Origin of the sequence: Streptomyces indicus (assembly GCF_900100315.1) — a bacterium.
In the GTDB taxonomy this organism is placed as follows: domain Bacteria; phylum Actinomycetota; class Actinomycetes; order Streptomycetales; family Streptomycetaceae; genus Streptomyces; species Streptomyces indicus.
The window spans coordinates 203448-217351 of sequence record NZ_FNFF01000015.1 but is presented as its reverse complement, the minus strand read 5'-3'; the positions used below and the strand labels follow the sequence as shown (position 1 = coordinate 217351).

The 13904-nt window shown below is 71.2% G+C and carries 11 protein-coding genes; 4 read left to right on the top strand and 7 right to left on the bottom strand.

Features of this window, described 5'->3' with window-relative positions; all coding sequences use genetic code 11:
- The 5 genes from BLT97_RS29420 to BLT97_RS39130 form a co-directional block, all read right to left on the bottom strand.
- Positions 1 to 426, bottom strand: a 426-nt coding sequence (locus tag BLT97_RS29420) for an LLM class flavin-dependent oxidoreductase (protein WP_143041402.1), incomplete at its 3' end; no start/stop codon positions are given.
- Positions 427 to 428: 2 nt separating this feature from the next.
- On the bottom strand, positions 429 to 1466 hold the full coding sequence (locus tag BLT97_RS29415) for an ABC transporter substrate-binding protein (protein ID WP_093615550.1): 1038 nt from the start codon (positions 1464 to 1466) through the stop codon (positions 429 to 431).
- Positions 1467 to 1580: 114 nt separating this feature from the next.
- The gene (locus tag BLT97_RS29410) at positions 1581 to 2462 is read right to left on the bottom strand and encodes an ABC transporter ATP-binding protein (RefSeq protein WP_093615548.1); all 882 of its coding nucleotides are present in this window, start codon (positions 2460 to 2462) and stop codon (positions 1581 to 1583) included.
- On the bottom strand, positions 2435 to 3322 hold the full coding sequence (locus BLT97_RS29405) for an ABC transporter permease (protein ID WP_093615546.1): 888 nt from the start codon (positions 3320 to 3322) through the stop codon (positions 2435 to 2437). Before BLT97_RS29405 ends, BLT97_RS29410 begins: the two co-directional genes overlap by 28 nt.
- A 196-nt stretch (positions 3323 to 3518) precedes the next feature.
- Entirely contained in the window at positions 3519 to 3602 is an 84-nt protein-coding gene (locus BLT97_RS39130) for a putative leader peptide (protein ID WP_349817350.1), read from the bottom strand.
- 296 nt (positions 3603 to 3898) lie between these two features.
- Here BLT97_RS39130 and BLT97_RS29400 point away from each other — a divergent pair, with 296 nt between their 5' ends.
- Positions 3899 to 7207: a S8 family serine peptidase gene (locus tag BLT97_RS29400; RefSeq protein WP_093615544.1), complete on the top strand. Its 3309-nt coding sequence runs from the start codon at positions 3899 to 3901 to the stop codon at positions 7205 to 7207.
- A gap of 105 nt (positions 7208 to 7312) precedes the next feature.
- Here the strand turns inward: BLT97_RS29400 and BLT97_RS29395 are convergent, their stop codons facing one another.
- Together BLT97_RS29395 and BLT97_RS29390 are read right to left on the bottom strand one after the other, a co-directional pair.
- Complete coding sequence (locus tag BLT97_RS29395; RefSeq protein ID WP_093615542.1) at positions 7313 to 8140, bottom strand: hypothetical protein; 828 nt, start codon at positions 8138 to 8140, stop codon at positions 7313 to 7315.
- The gene (locus BLT97_RS29390; RefSeq protein ID WP_425442777.1) at positions 8141 to 8683 is read right to left on the bottom strand and encodes a sigma-70 family RNA polymerase sigma factor; all 543 of its coding nucleotides are present in this window, start codon (positions 8681 to 8683) and stop codon (positions 8141 to 8143) included.
- Between the two features lie 216 nt (positions 8684 to 8899).
- On the opposite strand from BLT97_RS29390, the gene BLT97_RS38705 reads away from it, so the two are divergent.
- The 3 genes from BLT97_RS38705 (at position 8900) to BLT97_RS29375 (ending at position 13866) form a co-directional block, all read left to right on the top strand.
- Positions 8900 to 11080 carry a TerD family protein gene (locus BLT97_RS38705; protein ID WP_093615538.1) on the top strand — a complete coding sequence of 727 codons (2181 nt, stop codon included), beginning with the start codon at positions 8900 to 8902 and terminating at the stop codon, positions 11078 to 11080.
- A gap of 153 nt (positions 11081 to 11233) precedes the next feature.
- Complete coding sequence (locus tag BLT97_RS29380; protein WP_093615536.1) at positions 11234 to 12709, top strand: MFS transporter; 1476 nt, start codon at positions 11234 to 11236, stop codon at positions 12707 to 12709.
- A gap of 137 nt (positions 12710 to 12846) precedes the next feature.
- Positions 12847 to 13866: an aspartate-semialdehyde dehydrogenase gene (locus BLT97_RS29375; RefSeq protein WP_093615534.1), complete on the top strand. Its 1020-nt coding sequence runs from the start codon at positions 12847 to 12849 to the stop codon at positions 13864 to 13866.
- Positions 13867 to 13904: the final 38 nt, after the last annotated feature.

The following is a 13904-nucleotide window of genomic DNA, read 5'->3' as shown; positions in this document are numbered from 1 at the left end:
GTCGTGGTCCAGGTGGTCGCCGAAGCGGCGCTGCTCGGTGGAGTCGCCACCCGTCACCACGTTGAGCAGCAGGCGGCCGCGCGTGATGCGCTGGTACGTGGCCGCCATCTGGGCGGCGAGCACCGGCGAGATCACCCCGGGCCGGAACGCGACGAGGAACTTGAGGCGTTCGGTGTGCTGGGCGAGGGCGACCGTGGTGAGCCAGGCGTCCTCGCACCAGGTGCCGGTCGGGGTGAGCACGGCCTCGAAGCCCAACTGCTCGGCGGCCTTGGCGATTTGGGCCAGATACTCGATGTCGGGCGCGCGCACCCCGCTGACCGGGGTGATGCGGGAGCGCTTGATGCCGCCGTCGGTGTAGGCGTGCCGGTCGACGAGGGTGCGGCCGTCGCCGCCGGTCGGCAGGAACCAGTGCAGGTGGACGGTCACGGTCACTTCTCCTTGTAGATACGGGCCGGGGTGGTGGAGGGCGGCAGGTCGCCGTTGAACCGCGGGTCCACGAAGTCGGCGAAGGTGACCTTGCGCGGGATCAGCTTCAGTTCGGCGAAGGTGTCGACGATCCGCTGCTCGGAGTCGATGGCGGCCTGGTCCACGGCGACGGGGACGCGGGTGCCGTTGGAGCGCTTCACGGCCGCGAGCGCCGCCTCGTACGGCAGTCCGGTGTCCTTCGCCCAGACCTTCGCCCACTCCTCGGGGTGGTCGAACACCCAGTCCTGGGCCCGGCGCAGTCGCTCCAGGTAGTCCTCGATCGCGGCGGCCTTCTTCTCGTCCTTCAGGGCGGAGGGCGCGGCCACCTGGAAGCCCAGCCCGTTGACCACGCCTTCGCCGTCGGTGAGGACCTTGCCCTGCTTGGCCGTGAGCACCTGCGAGGTGTACGGGTCCCAGACCGCCCAGGCGTCCACCTTGCCGCCGTTGAAGGCGGCGAGCGCGTCGGCCGGCTGGAGATAGCTGACCTTGACGTCCTTCAGCGTCAGACCCGCCTTCTTCAGCGAGGCGACCAGCTGGAAGTGCGCCGAGCTGCCCTGGGCGACGGCGACGCTCTTCCCCTTGAGCTGCTCCAGCTTCTTCAGCGGGGAGTCGTCCGGCACCAGGATCGCCTCGCCCGCGGGGCTGCCGTGGCTCGCGGCCACGACGGTGATCTTCGAGCCGGCGCCGGCCGCGAAGACCGGTGGCGTGTTGCCCACCGCGCCGATGTCCACGGCTTTGGCGTTCACGGCTTCGAGGAGCGGAGGCCCTGAGGTGAACGTGGACCACTTGATCTTGTAGTCGAGGTCGTCCAGCTCCCCGGCGGCCCGCAGCACGGCCTCCGAACCTCCCTTCTGGTCACCGACGTTGAGGGTCACGGACCCCTTGCCGTCGGTGCCGTCGGAGCCGCCGCCGAGGGTGTCGGCGGAGGAGGAGCCGCCGCAGGCGCTCGCGAGGAGGGCGAGGGGCAGGAGCAGGGCGGGCAGGATGCGGCTTGGGCGCATGGTGGAGTTCCTTAGGTTGTACGGGGGTTGAAGGAGGCTGTCCTACGGGGCCGGGGGCATCCGGAAGGGACCGGGCGTCCGGACAAGGCGGGGAGGCTTCCGTACGGGACGGGGTCAGGCGGCGTGGGCGGTGCCCGGGCCCGCGCCGAGCAGGTCGAGCAGCTCGCCGCGCAGGGCCGCGAACCGCGGGTCGGTGAGGTCGCGGGGGCGGTCGAGGCCGACGGTGACCTCGTGGGCGATCACCCCGTCCTCCATCACGAGGACCCGGTCCGCGAGCAGCACCGCCTCCTCGACGTCGTGCGTGACGAGCAGCACCGCGCAGCCGCGCCGCTGCCACACCTCGCCGACCAGGCGCTGGGCCTTGAGCCGGGTGAGGGCGTCGAGGGCGCCGAACGGTTCGTCGAGCAGCAGCAGGTCGGGCTCGCGCACCAACGCGCGGGCCAGCGAGGCGCGTTGGGCCTCGCCGCCGGAGAGGGTCTTGGGCCAGGCGTCGGCGCGGTGGTCGAGACCGACCTCGGCGAGCACCTGCTCGGCCACCTCGCGTCCCGGGCGGCCGGGCAGCCCGAGCAGGACGTTGCGCCACACCTTCTTCCAGGGCATGAGGCGCGGCGCCTGGAAGGCGGTGGCCTTGCGGCGCGGCACGAGGACCGTGCCGTCGATCTCGCGGTCCAGGCCCGCGAGGATCTTCAGGAGCGTGGACTTGCCGCAGCCGCTGCGGCCGAGCAGGGCGACGAACTCGCCCGGGCGCACGGTGAGTTCGAGCTCGTCGATGACGCGGCGGCCGTCGAAGGAGCGGGCGAGGCCCTGGACGCGTACGGCTGCGGGCCCCTGTGCGGCCTCGGGCGCGCTCGTCGATGCCGTCTCGGGCGCGGTCGCGGGTGCCGTCTCGGGTGCGGTCGAGGGTGCCGTCTCGGGTGCGGTCGAGGGTGCCGTCTCGGGCGCGGCATCCGCCGCCGCCCCGGACGCGGTCACTGGCCGGTGAAGGTCGGTCGCCATTGCAGGAGCAGCCTTTCGAGGAGTCGGACGGCGAGGTCGGCGAGCAGGCCGAGGAAGGCGTAGACGATCAGGCAGACCACGATCACGTCGGTGCGCAGGAAGTCGCGGGCCTGCATCATCAGGAACCCGATCCCGGCGTCGGCGTTGACCTGCTCGGCGAAGACGAGGGCCAGCCAGGAGACGCCGAGCGAGTAGCGCAGCCCGGTGAGCGCGCCCGGCAGCGCGCCGGGCAGCACGACGTGCCGGACCAGGCCCCAGCGGGTCAGGCCCAGGGACTGCCCGGCCTCGATCAACTGGGCGTCCACGCCGCGGATCCCGGCGTACGCGTTGAGGTAGAGCGGGAAGACCACGCCGAGCGTGATGATGGCGATCTTCGGGGCCTCGCCGATGCCGAACCAGATGATGAACAGCGGGATCAGGCCGACGAACGGCACGGTCCGCAGCATCTGCATCCCCGCGTCCACCAGGTCCTCGCCGACCCGGAAGAGGCCGGAGAGCAGGGCGAGCGTGGTGCCGATGACGGCGCCGAGCAGCAGGCCGCTGGCCACGCGCTGGACCGAGACCCCCATGGCCTGGGTGAGCGAACCGTCGGCGATCAGGTCGCGGGCGACGCCGGCGATCGTGCCGGGCGAGGCGAGGATCTCGGGCGGCAATGCGCCGGTGGAGCTGAGGAGTTGCCACAGGGCGAGCAGCAGGAGGGGCCCTGTGGTGCGGCGCAGCCAGCGGGGGACGCGGGTGCGGCGGGCGCGGGTGGAGGTGAGGGGTTCGAGTTCGGGTGCCTGCGCCGGGGCGGCGACCGGCGCCTTTTCCACGGATATTTCGGGTGTGCCGGATTGCGGCGGGGCATGACTGACGGTCATGGGGACTCCAGGCGTACGCGGCCTATGGGCACGCTGCGTGAGAACAGCGGGAAGCACGCCCCGGTACGGGCACGCGGGAATCAGCGCGCCGAATTCAGGGCGGTGGGAAAATGCGAGCGACGGCTCGGGGAAAAGCGGGACGGGACGACGTCAGGAAACGCTCAGGCGTGACGTCGGCACACGCCGGAAGGCGTCGTCAGCAGCCGCGGCGACACGCGGCGGAGGCCACCCGCAGCAGGTCGATGTGACCGCGCGTGGTGAGCAGAGCTGAACGCAACATGTCGCCGAACGTAGCGAGTTGATCCTTCTGCGGTCAATCGGCGTCTCGCTCCGCGGACAACGACCCCCGGGGTCCTACCCGTTCGCTCGGATATCGCCCGCTTCGCCCCCGGTGACGTATGGCGGAAGTACGCCATGGCCCCATCCCGCCACGGAGTGCCCTCCTCAAACAGCGGTCCCATACGTAATGCTGAGCGGTCATTCGGCACCGGATTACGGACCGAACCGGAATACGGACCGGTCCGCGACAACGGACCGGGTTTCACTTTCCTGCCCGTCTTTCACACAGGGACGCAGATGACGCTCGAATCCCCGCGCGCACCCCGAACGGGTGCCAGACGCGCGGCCCGAATAGCCGTGGCGGCAGGGCTTGTTGCGGCGCTCGGCGCCGCAGGGCCCGTACCCGCTTTCTCAGCCGACCCGGGTGGTGAGCCCGCTCCCGCGAAGTCCGCCGCCGAGAAGCTCGGCTCCGACGACGCCAAGCTGCTCGCCCAGGCCGAGGCCGAGGGCGAGAAGACCGTCACCGTCATGGTGGCCACCACCGAAGGGGCGACCGAGCAGGCCGCCGAGACGTTCGACGAGGTCAAGGGCGGCATCGTCGGCAAGCGGGACGACAAGCTCGGCTACGTCCGCGCGACCGTCCCCACCAAGCAGGCCAAGGCCGCGATCAAGGAGGCCTCCGCGCTCTCCTCGGTCAAGGGCATCGATCTCCTCCAGGAGATCAAGATCGACGACCCGACACCGGCCGGCGACCGCGCCAAGGGCGCGCAGACGCAGGACACGGCCCCGGGTTCGTACCCGGCGCCCGGCAAGAACACCCCCGCGAAGAACCCGTACAACCCGTCCTTCGAGACGGGCGCGGTGGACTTCGTGAAGGAGAACCCGAAGGCCGACGGCCGCGGCGTGACCATCGGCATCCTGGACTCGGGTGTCGACCTCGGCCACCCCGCGCTCCAGAAGACCACCACGGGCGAGCGCAAGATCGTCGACTGGGTCACCGCGACCGACCCGGTGGTCGACGAGGACGAGACCTGGCGCCAGATGGACAACGCGGTCTCCGGGCCGACGTTCACCTTCGACGGCAAGACCTGGACCGCTCCCGCCGGCTCCTACGCGGTCGAGTGGTTCAACGAGTCGGCCTCCATCGGCGGTGACGCCAACGGCGACCTGAACCGCGACGGGGACACCACCGACCGCTGGGGCGTGCTCTACGACGCCGCCGCGGGCACGGTGCGCGTGGACCTCAACGGTGACAGCGACTTCACCAACGACGTCGCGATGAAGCCGTACAAGGACGGCCACCAGGTCGGCTACTTCGGCACCGACAACCCGGCGACCGACGTCGTCGAGCGCGTCCCGTTCGTGGCCGAGATCCGCAAGGACGTCGTCTACAACGGCGACGGCGACAAGGCCGACTACGTCAACATCGGCATCATCGAGGGCTCGCACGGCACCCACGTCGCCGGGATCACGGCCGCCAACTCGCTGTTCGGCGGCAAGATGAACGGTGCGGCGCCCGGCGCCAAGCTGGTCTCCTCGCGTGCCTGCACCTGGAGCGGCGGCTGCACCAACGTCGCGCTCACCGAGGGCATGATCGACCTCGTCACCAAGCGCGGCGTGGACATCGTCAACATGTCGATCGGCGGCCTGCCGCCGCTGAACGACGGCAACAACGCGCGCGCCACGCTCTACACGCGCCTCATCGACGAGTACGGCGTGCAGCTGGTCATCTCGGCCGGCAACAGCGGCCCGGGCACCAACACCATCGGCGACCCCTCGCTCGCCGACAAGGTGATCTCGGTCGGCGCCACCGTCTCCAAGGAGACCTGGGCCGCCAACTACGGTTCGGGCGTGGAGAAGAAGTACGCCATGATGCCGTTCTCCTCGCGCGGTCCGCGTGAGGACGGCGGCTTCACGCCGACCCTGTCCGCCCCGGGTGCCGCGATCAACACCACGCAGACCTGGATCCCCGGCGGCCCGGTCGCCGAGGCGGGCTACCAGCTGCCGGCCGGCTACTCGATGCTCCAGGGCACCTCGATGGCCTCGCCGCAGGCCGCGGGCGCCTCGGCGCTGCTCCTGTCGGCCGCCAAGCAGCGGAAGATCGACCTCGACCCGCTGACCCTGCGCACCGCGCTGACCTCGACCGCGAACCACATCCCGGGCGTCAAGGCGCACGAAGAGGGTGCGGGTCTGATCGACATCGTCGACGCGTGGGACTCGATCAAGGACGGCGCCACGGCGCACGGCTACCAGGTGAAGGCCCCGGTCGACACCGCGATCGACGAGTTCCTGAAGACCCCCGGCTTCGGCACCGGTCTCTACGACCGTGAGGGCGGCCTGAAGGTCGGCGAGCGCAAGACGTACGAGATCGAGATCACCCGTACGTCGGGCTCCTCGCGTCCGGTGGAGCACGAGCTGGAGTTCGAGAACAACGACGGCACGTTCCGCATCCTCGGCGACGACGAGATCCGGCTGCCGCTGAACCAGCCGGTCAAGGTCAAGGTCCAGGCCCGTGCGGGCTCCGCCGGGATCCACAGCGCGATCCTGGAGCTGGACGACGAGCGCACCGAGGGCGTGGACCGCCAGATCATGACGACGGTCGTGGCCTCCGCGCAGCTCGCCAAGCCCTCGTACGCCTTCAAGGCCTCGGGCTCGGTGCAGCGCAACAGCCACAAGTCGTACTTCGTGACGGTCCCCGAGGGCGCCAAGACCTTCGAGGTCGCGCTCGGCGGTCTGAAGGCGGGCAGCCAGACCCGCTTCATCTCGATCCACCCGTACGGCGTCCCGGTCGACCCGACCGGCACCCCGAACTGCTACCCGAACTACAACAACCCGGCCAACACCTGCCGCCCCGACCTGCGTTCGTACGCGAACCCGCAGCCGGGTGTCTGGGAGATCGAGGTCGAGTCCCGTCGTACGTCGCCGCTGCTCGACAACCCGTACGAGCTGACGGCCACCGCGCTCGGCGTCACCTTCGACCCGGCGGTGCAGACCGTCGCCGAGGCGAAGATCGGCACCCCGGCCGCGGTCGACTGGACCGTGACCAACGACTACGCCCCGATCACCGGCGGCAAGCTGGCGGGCGGCGCGCTCGGCTCCTCCAAGCAGGCGCGTCCGACGATCGCGCACGGTGCGGACCAGCAGTACCGCATCGAGGTCCCGGCCGGCTCCGAGCGTCTCGACGTCTCGATCGGCAACACCTCCGACAAGGGCGCCGACCTCGACCTGGCCCTGTACCGCATCGTCAACAATGCGGCGCAGCTGGTGGGCCAGTCCGCCGACGGCGACTCGGAAGAGGCCGTCTCGGTGGCGAAGCCCGCGGCCGGCACGTACATCGCGCTGGTCCAGGGCTACGCCGTTCCGGCCGGCTCGACCGAGTTCGACTACCTCGACCTGTACTTCGCCCCTTCGCTCGGCGAGGTGAAGGTCGACGCGTCGAAGCCGGTGGACCTGGCGCAGGGTGCGTCGGCGAAGGTCGCCGCGGAGATCGTCGTCGCGGGCGCCGCACCTGAGGGCCGCCAGTTCTTCGGCGAGGTCCGGGTGCTCAACGCCAAGGGCACGAAGGCCGGTTCGGGCAGTGTGCGGATCGAGAAGGTCGTTCCGTAAGGAGCTGACTTCTTCTCGTCACGAGTGAGGGGCGGGCGTCCGGGTTCCGGGCGCCCGCCCTTTCGTGTGCGGTCTTTCGTGTGCGGTCGGGGAGCTCCGGCTCGGCTAACTCTTCAGAGGGTTCGGGCAGTCGAGTGTCTTCGCCTCCGGGAGCGCCGCGAGGAGTTCGGGGCGGACGTCGGCCACGCCCCAGCCCGTCTCCACGTCGTACCCGTCCTCGGGGTGCCGGTAGACGCTGATCAGGACCGGTTCGCCGACCGAGATGTCCGCGGCGTGGTCCTCCGGCAGGGCGACGGTCGTCGTCGGCTGCTCGGCCGCGGTCCGCTCCGGCCGGTACCAGCGGTCCACCTTCACGGTCACGTCCACCGTGCCGTCCGCGTGCGGCGCCAGCTCCGTCGCCGTGCCCTCGACCAGGATGCGGGTGCAGGCGATCTGCCGGGCGCGGTCGAACGGGGCGCGGTCCTGGGCGGCTTCGGAGGAGTCGGCGTCTTTCTCCGCGTCGCCGCCCTTGTTGTCCTCGTTGCCGTCGGTCAAACCGGGCGCGTTCTGCCCGCTGTCTCCGGCCTTGTGCCCGTCGGCGCTCCCCAGGCCGTTGTTCGCGCCCAGCCACAGCACCCCGCCGAACGCCGCGGCCACCCCCGCCACCGCGACCGCCCGCACCGCCACGGCGAACATCCGGCGCCTCCGCACCCGCACCGGCTCGGCGCGCACCGGCGGCTCGGTGGGCTCCGGCTCCTCCGCGGCGGCCGGCTCGGCGGCCAGCTCCTCCCCCAAGTCCCGCAGCACGAGACGCAGTTGGCCGAGGTCCGCGACCGCCTCGCGGTACTCCGCCGAGCGTGCGGCCTCCTCGGGGACCTCCTCCCCGGTGATCGCCGCCATCAGGAGGTCGTCGCCGTCGTACGCCCCGGTCCCGAAGACCTTCTCGCCGGCCACTCACACCACCTCGTCCTCGTGCAGCCGTGCGCGCAAGGCCCGCACCGCCCCGTGCAGCCTGCTCTTGACCGTGCCCTCGGGGACGCCGAGCCGCTCCGCGATGGCGCGCACCGGCAGATCGGCGTAGAACCGCAGCACGACCACCTGCCGCTGGGTGTCGGTCAGTTCGTCCAGTCCCTTCGCGACCGCCATCGAGAGCACCTTGGACTCCTCGGTGTCCTTCGCGGGCTGGCTCTCCGTGCGCAGCGAGGCGAGCCGCTCCCCCAGGCGCTCCTGCCGGCGCCGGGCGCGGTGGTAGTCCATGGCCCAGTTGGAGGCCACGACGGCGGCCCAGGCGGAGACGTCGCGCGGCGCCTCACGGCCGTCGGCGGCGCGTTCGAGCAGTTTCAGGCGCACCTGCTGCACCCCGTCCTGCAGCTCGGACGCGGGCACGCCGCCGAGCGCGAGTACCGCCCTGACCCGGCTCACCTGCTCCGGGGCCAGCGGATCCCGCGGATCCTCCGGCCCGGCTCCCCGCCCGCGCCGAAGCGTCCCTCTGCGCAGCAAAGCCCACCCCTCCCTCACCCCGTTCCGCCTCTACGACGTCGGCGCGGCGGAAAACGTTCGGTGCGGCCGGGAAGTTTTTCCGCTGCCCCGCGCCCGCACCGGTCCCGCTCAAGATCACACCGGACATCCCCGCCGCTGTCCCCTCATGTCCTCACGAACGCAAATATCGAACTACTCGTCGACTCACGGCAGTTCAACTGGAACGATGAGCCCATGACGCACATGATCAAGGGCGCCAACGTGCCGGTGCCCACCGAGCTGCTCCGCGTGGCCGTGAGCCGCCTCGCGCAGCCCGGTTCACCCGCCGTGGACGCCTCCGCCCTGCTGCTCGACGCGGCGGGCAAGGTGCGCGGCGACGCGGACCTCGTCTTCTACAACCAGCCGCAGCACCCCTCGGGCGCCGTGCGTCATCTCGGGGCGACCGAGGGCGGCGGGCAGCTCGCGCAGTGGCTCGAACTCGACCTCGCGCGGATCGAACCGGCCGTGCAGCGCGTGGTGATCGCGGCCTCGACCGACGGCGGCGTGTTCGGCGCGGTGCCGGGGCTGTACGTACAGGCGGTGAGCGCCGGCTCCGGGGCGCCGGTCGCGCACTACTCCGTGACGGACGCGGCGGCCGAAACCGCCTTCGTGCTCGGCGAGTTCTACCGGCGCGACGGCACCTGGAAGTTCCGCGCGGTCGGCCAGGGCTGGGCCACGGGCCTCGCGGGCCTGGCCACGGACTTCGGCATCGTGATCGAGGGCGCGGCGCCGGCTGCGGCTCCTGCTCCGGCTCCGGCTCCCGCTCCCGCTCCCGCTCCGGCTCCGGCTTACGGGACCCAGTCCGCGTATCCGCAGCCTCAGCCCCAGTCCCAAGTACCGCAGTACGCCCAGCCCCACACCCCCCAGCCCGCACCCCGACACCCGCAGCCCACACCCCAGTTCGGACAGCCCGAACCCCAGGACGCCCGCCCCCAGACCCCGCACCCCTCCGCACCCCAGGACGCCCGCCCCGTCTCCTTCGGCCCCGAGTTCCCGCTGTACGTGCAGCGCGGGCGCGGGCAGGGTGTCGTGTCCGTGGACGGGCTGCCCGAGGGGCCGGTGCTCGTCGAGCTGTGGCACCAGGGCGAGGGCTACACCTGCGTCTACACGCTCAACCGGCGCAACAAGGACGACGACCTCCTCTTCAACACCACGCTCGAGGACCTGCGCGGCAGCGCCGCCGTCCACCACAAGGGCAACCGACCGCTGCGCCTGCGGGTCGACGCCGACAACGACTGGACGGTGCAAGTCCGTCCGCTGTCGGTGGCCCGCGAGCTCGGCGAGGGTCTGCGGGGCCGCGGCCCCGAGGTGGTCACGTACCGCGGCCGGATGGCGGACCTCGACGTGAGCTTCAGCGGGGACGAGGACGGGGACGACGACAGCGGCTCGATGTCGATCTACACGGCACCGGCCGGCACCGTGCACGAGGACAAGCGCGACCTGCTGATGTACGAGGTCGGCCGCTTGGAGCAGACCTTCCCGCTGGCCGAGGGGCCGCTGATCCTGCTCATCGAGGCGGACGGCGCCTGGTCGCTGCGCACCCGCCCGGTGCCCGTGCCCGACCCGGTGGTCGCCCAGCGGACCGGCATGTACGAGGGGCGCGGCGAGCAGACGGTGACGCTGGTCAACCCGACCCCGGGACGACCCTGTCTGCTCGACTACACGATCGTCTCGGAGGACAGCTGGGGGTACAGGACCGAGCTGCTCGACGAGTACGACGAGTCCGAGACGTACCTCGAAGGCCACCAGGACGGTGAGACCGGCCGGGTCGTCTCGTTCCGCGAGGGGCAGGTGGAGCAGCGGATACGGATCAAGGGTGCGGCCGACTGGAGTCTGCGCCCGATGCCGCTGGAGCACGCGCCGCCGCTCCAGGGACCGGTCGAGGGCGTGGCCTGCGCGGTGTTCCGGCACACGGGCGGTCCGATGATGCTGACCCTCGAGCGCACGTCCAGGGACGAGGACCGCTTGGTGGTGAACGCCGTGCAGGCCACGGGACGCGCCGCCATCGTCGCGCAGGCCGGCAACGGGCGGCGGCCCGTGACCGGACCGGTCTGGGTGCAGGACGGCGAGTGCTACGTGAGCGTGCGGGCCGCGGGCGGTACGGCGTGGAAGCTCACCCCGGCCGCCGCGCAGTCCGCAGCGTCCTTCGACAGCAAGACGGAGGGGCGCGGCTACAGCCTCGTGTACTACTCGGGTCCCGAGTCGGACCTGGTCTTCAAGGGCGACGGCGGGGCGATCGGCGCGGTCTGGGGGCTCGACGCCTCGTTCGAGCCGGTGGACCGGCTGCATGTGGGCCCCGGGGTGTTCCACGTCGCGGGCCCGGGCTTCCTCCAGGTGCGGATCGCGGGCAAGTGGGAGCTTTCGGTGCAGCGCTGAGGCATCTCGCACGGCACTCCCGCGGGACCAAGGGCCCCGGTGACCGAGGACGGACGTCCCGGACACCGGGGTCTTTCGCCGGGCACCGACGGCCTTTGGTATGCCTCAGCCTGGGCGGGTACAGCTTGATCTTTTCCGCTGGGGAGTGCCCGCATGTCCGCGCCGATGGACACCGAGTCCGCATCCGGGGAGCAGCCGCTCCCCGCCAACCACCGCTTCCTGCGCCGGGCCGCCCTGCGCCGCCGCAACCCGAAGCTGCGCGAGACCGACGTCACCGTGACGCCCGAGCCCGCGGTCAAGCGCGCCGTGAAGGCCACGATGCTCGGCAACGCCATGGAGTGGTTCGACTTCGGCGTCTACGCGTACCTCGCCGTCACCATCGGCAAGGTGTTCTTCCCCTCGGGCAACGACACCGCCCAGGTGCTTTCCTCCCTTGCGACCTTCGCCGCGGCCTTCCTCGTACGGCCGCTGGGCGGCATGGTGTTCGGGCCGCTCGGCGACCGGATCGGCCGCAAGAAGGTCCTCGCCCTGACGATGATCCTGATGTCGACCGCGACCTTCGCGATCGGCGTCCTGCCCGGCTACGCCACGGTGGGCCTGTGGGCCCCGGCCATGCTCATCCTCTTCCGCATGGTGCAGGGCTTCTCCACGGGCGGTGAGTACGGCGGCGCCGCCACCTTCATCGCCGAGTACGCGCCCGACAAGCGGCGCGGGTTCTTCGGCAGCTTCCTGGAGTTCGGCACGCTGATCGGCTACACGTTCGCGGCCGTGCTCGTGACCGTCCTCCAGACCGTGCTCAGCGACGCCCAGATGCTCGACTGGGGCTGGCGCATCCCGTTCCTGGTGGCCGCGCCGATGGGCCTGGTGGGTCTGTACCTGCGGATGAAGCTGGAGGAGACCCCGGCGTTCAAGGAGATGGAGGAGTCCTCCGCACAGAGCGCGCCGCAGGAGCGGGTGCCGTTCCTCCAGCGGTTCGCCGGCCTGTGGCCCGCCATCACCGTCTGCATCGCGCTGGTCGCCGCGTACAACGTCGCCGACTACATCCTGCTGTCGTACATGCCGACGTATCTGCAGAACACCGTCGGCTACTCGGGCACCGCCGGTCTGATGGCGATCGTGATCGTGATGCTGATCCTGATGGCCCTGATCAACGCCGTCGGCCGGCTCTCCGACAGCATCGGCCGCAAGCCGCTCCTGCTCGCGGGCTCCATCGGCTTCCTGGTTCTGCCCGTGCCGGCCTTCCTCCTGATCGGCACCGGCCACTGGGCCTCGGTCTTCGCGGGCCTGCTGCTGCTCGGCCTGCCGCTGCTCTGCCTGCTCGCCACGATGTCCTCGGTGCTGCCCGCGCTGTTCCCGACGGCGCTGCGCTACGGAGCGCTGGCGATCGCGTTTAACGTCTCGGTGTCCCTCTTCGGCGGCACCGCGCCCCTCGCGGTGGAGGCGCTGGTCAGCGCGACCGGCAACGATCTGATGCCCGCGTACTACGTGATGGCCTTCGCCGTGGTCGGCATGATCGCGGCGGCCACCCTGAAGGAGTCGGCGGGCAAGCCGCTCGAGGGCTCGCCGCCTTCGGTGGCCACGCGCGAGGAGGCCAGGGAGCTGGTGCAGGCGCAGTACGAGCGGGCCTGACGCCCGCTGTGGCCCGCGCCACAGCGTCTCGCTCCCCGGTCAATCGATTGGACAGGGGTGCCCCACGTCACCGCATGATGGGGACTGTCCACGGGCAGGCGCATCGAGCCAGAAGCGCACAGCGAGAAGGAGTCACCGTGAGGGTCGGAATCGTCGGAGCCACCGGTCAGGTCGGCACAGTCATGCGCAGGATCCTCGCGGAGCGCAAGTTCCTGGTGGACGAGCTGCGTCTGTTCGCCTCCGCCCGCAGCGCCGGCAAGACCCTCGACGGCATCACGATCGAGGACGCCGCCACGGCCGACTACTCCGGCCTGGACATCGTGCTGTTCTCCGCCGGCGGCGCCACCTCCAAGGCCCTCGCCGAGAAGGTGGCCTCGCAGGGCGCCGTCGTGATCGACAACTCCAGCGCCTGGCGCAAGGACCCCGAGGTCCCGCTCGTGGTCTCCGAGGTCAACCCGCACGCGATCAGGAACCGCCCCAAGGGCATCATCGCCAACCCCAACTGCACGACGATGGCCGCGATGCCGGTCCTCAAGCCGCTGCACCAGGAGGCGGGCCTGACCGCCATGGTCGCCACCACCTACCAGGCCGTCTCGGGCTCCGGTCTCGCCGGTGTGGCCGAGCTGCACGGCCAGGTGCAGAAGGTGGTCGCGGAGGCCGACAAGCTCACGCACGACGGCTCGGCCGTGGACTTCCCCGAGCCCGGCGTCTACAAGCGCCCCATCGCCTTCAACGTGCTGCCGCTCGCCGGCTCCATCGTCGAGGACGGTCTGAACGAGACGGACGAGGAGCAGAAGCTCCGCAACGAGTCCCGCAAGATCCTCGAGATCCCGGAGCTCAAGGTCTCGGGCACCTGTGTGCGCGTGCCGGTCTTCTCCGGTCACTCCCTCCAGGTCAACGTCCGCTTCGAGCGCCCGCTCTCCCCCGAGCGCGCCACCGAGCTGCTCGCGGACGCCCCGGGCGTCGAGCTCTCGGAGATCCCCACCCCGCTCCAGGCCGCCGGCCAGGACGTGTCGTACGTGGGCCGCATCCGCACCGACGAGACGGTGGAGAACGGCCTCGCGCTGTTCATCTCGGGCGACAACCTGCGCAAGGGCGCGGCGCTCAACGCGGTGCAGATCGCGGAGCTGGTCGCCGAGGAGCTCGGCGCGAAGTGACGCGCGGGGCGCAGCCCCCTGCCTGTGCCTGAAAGGGC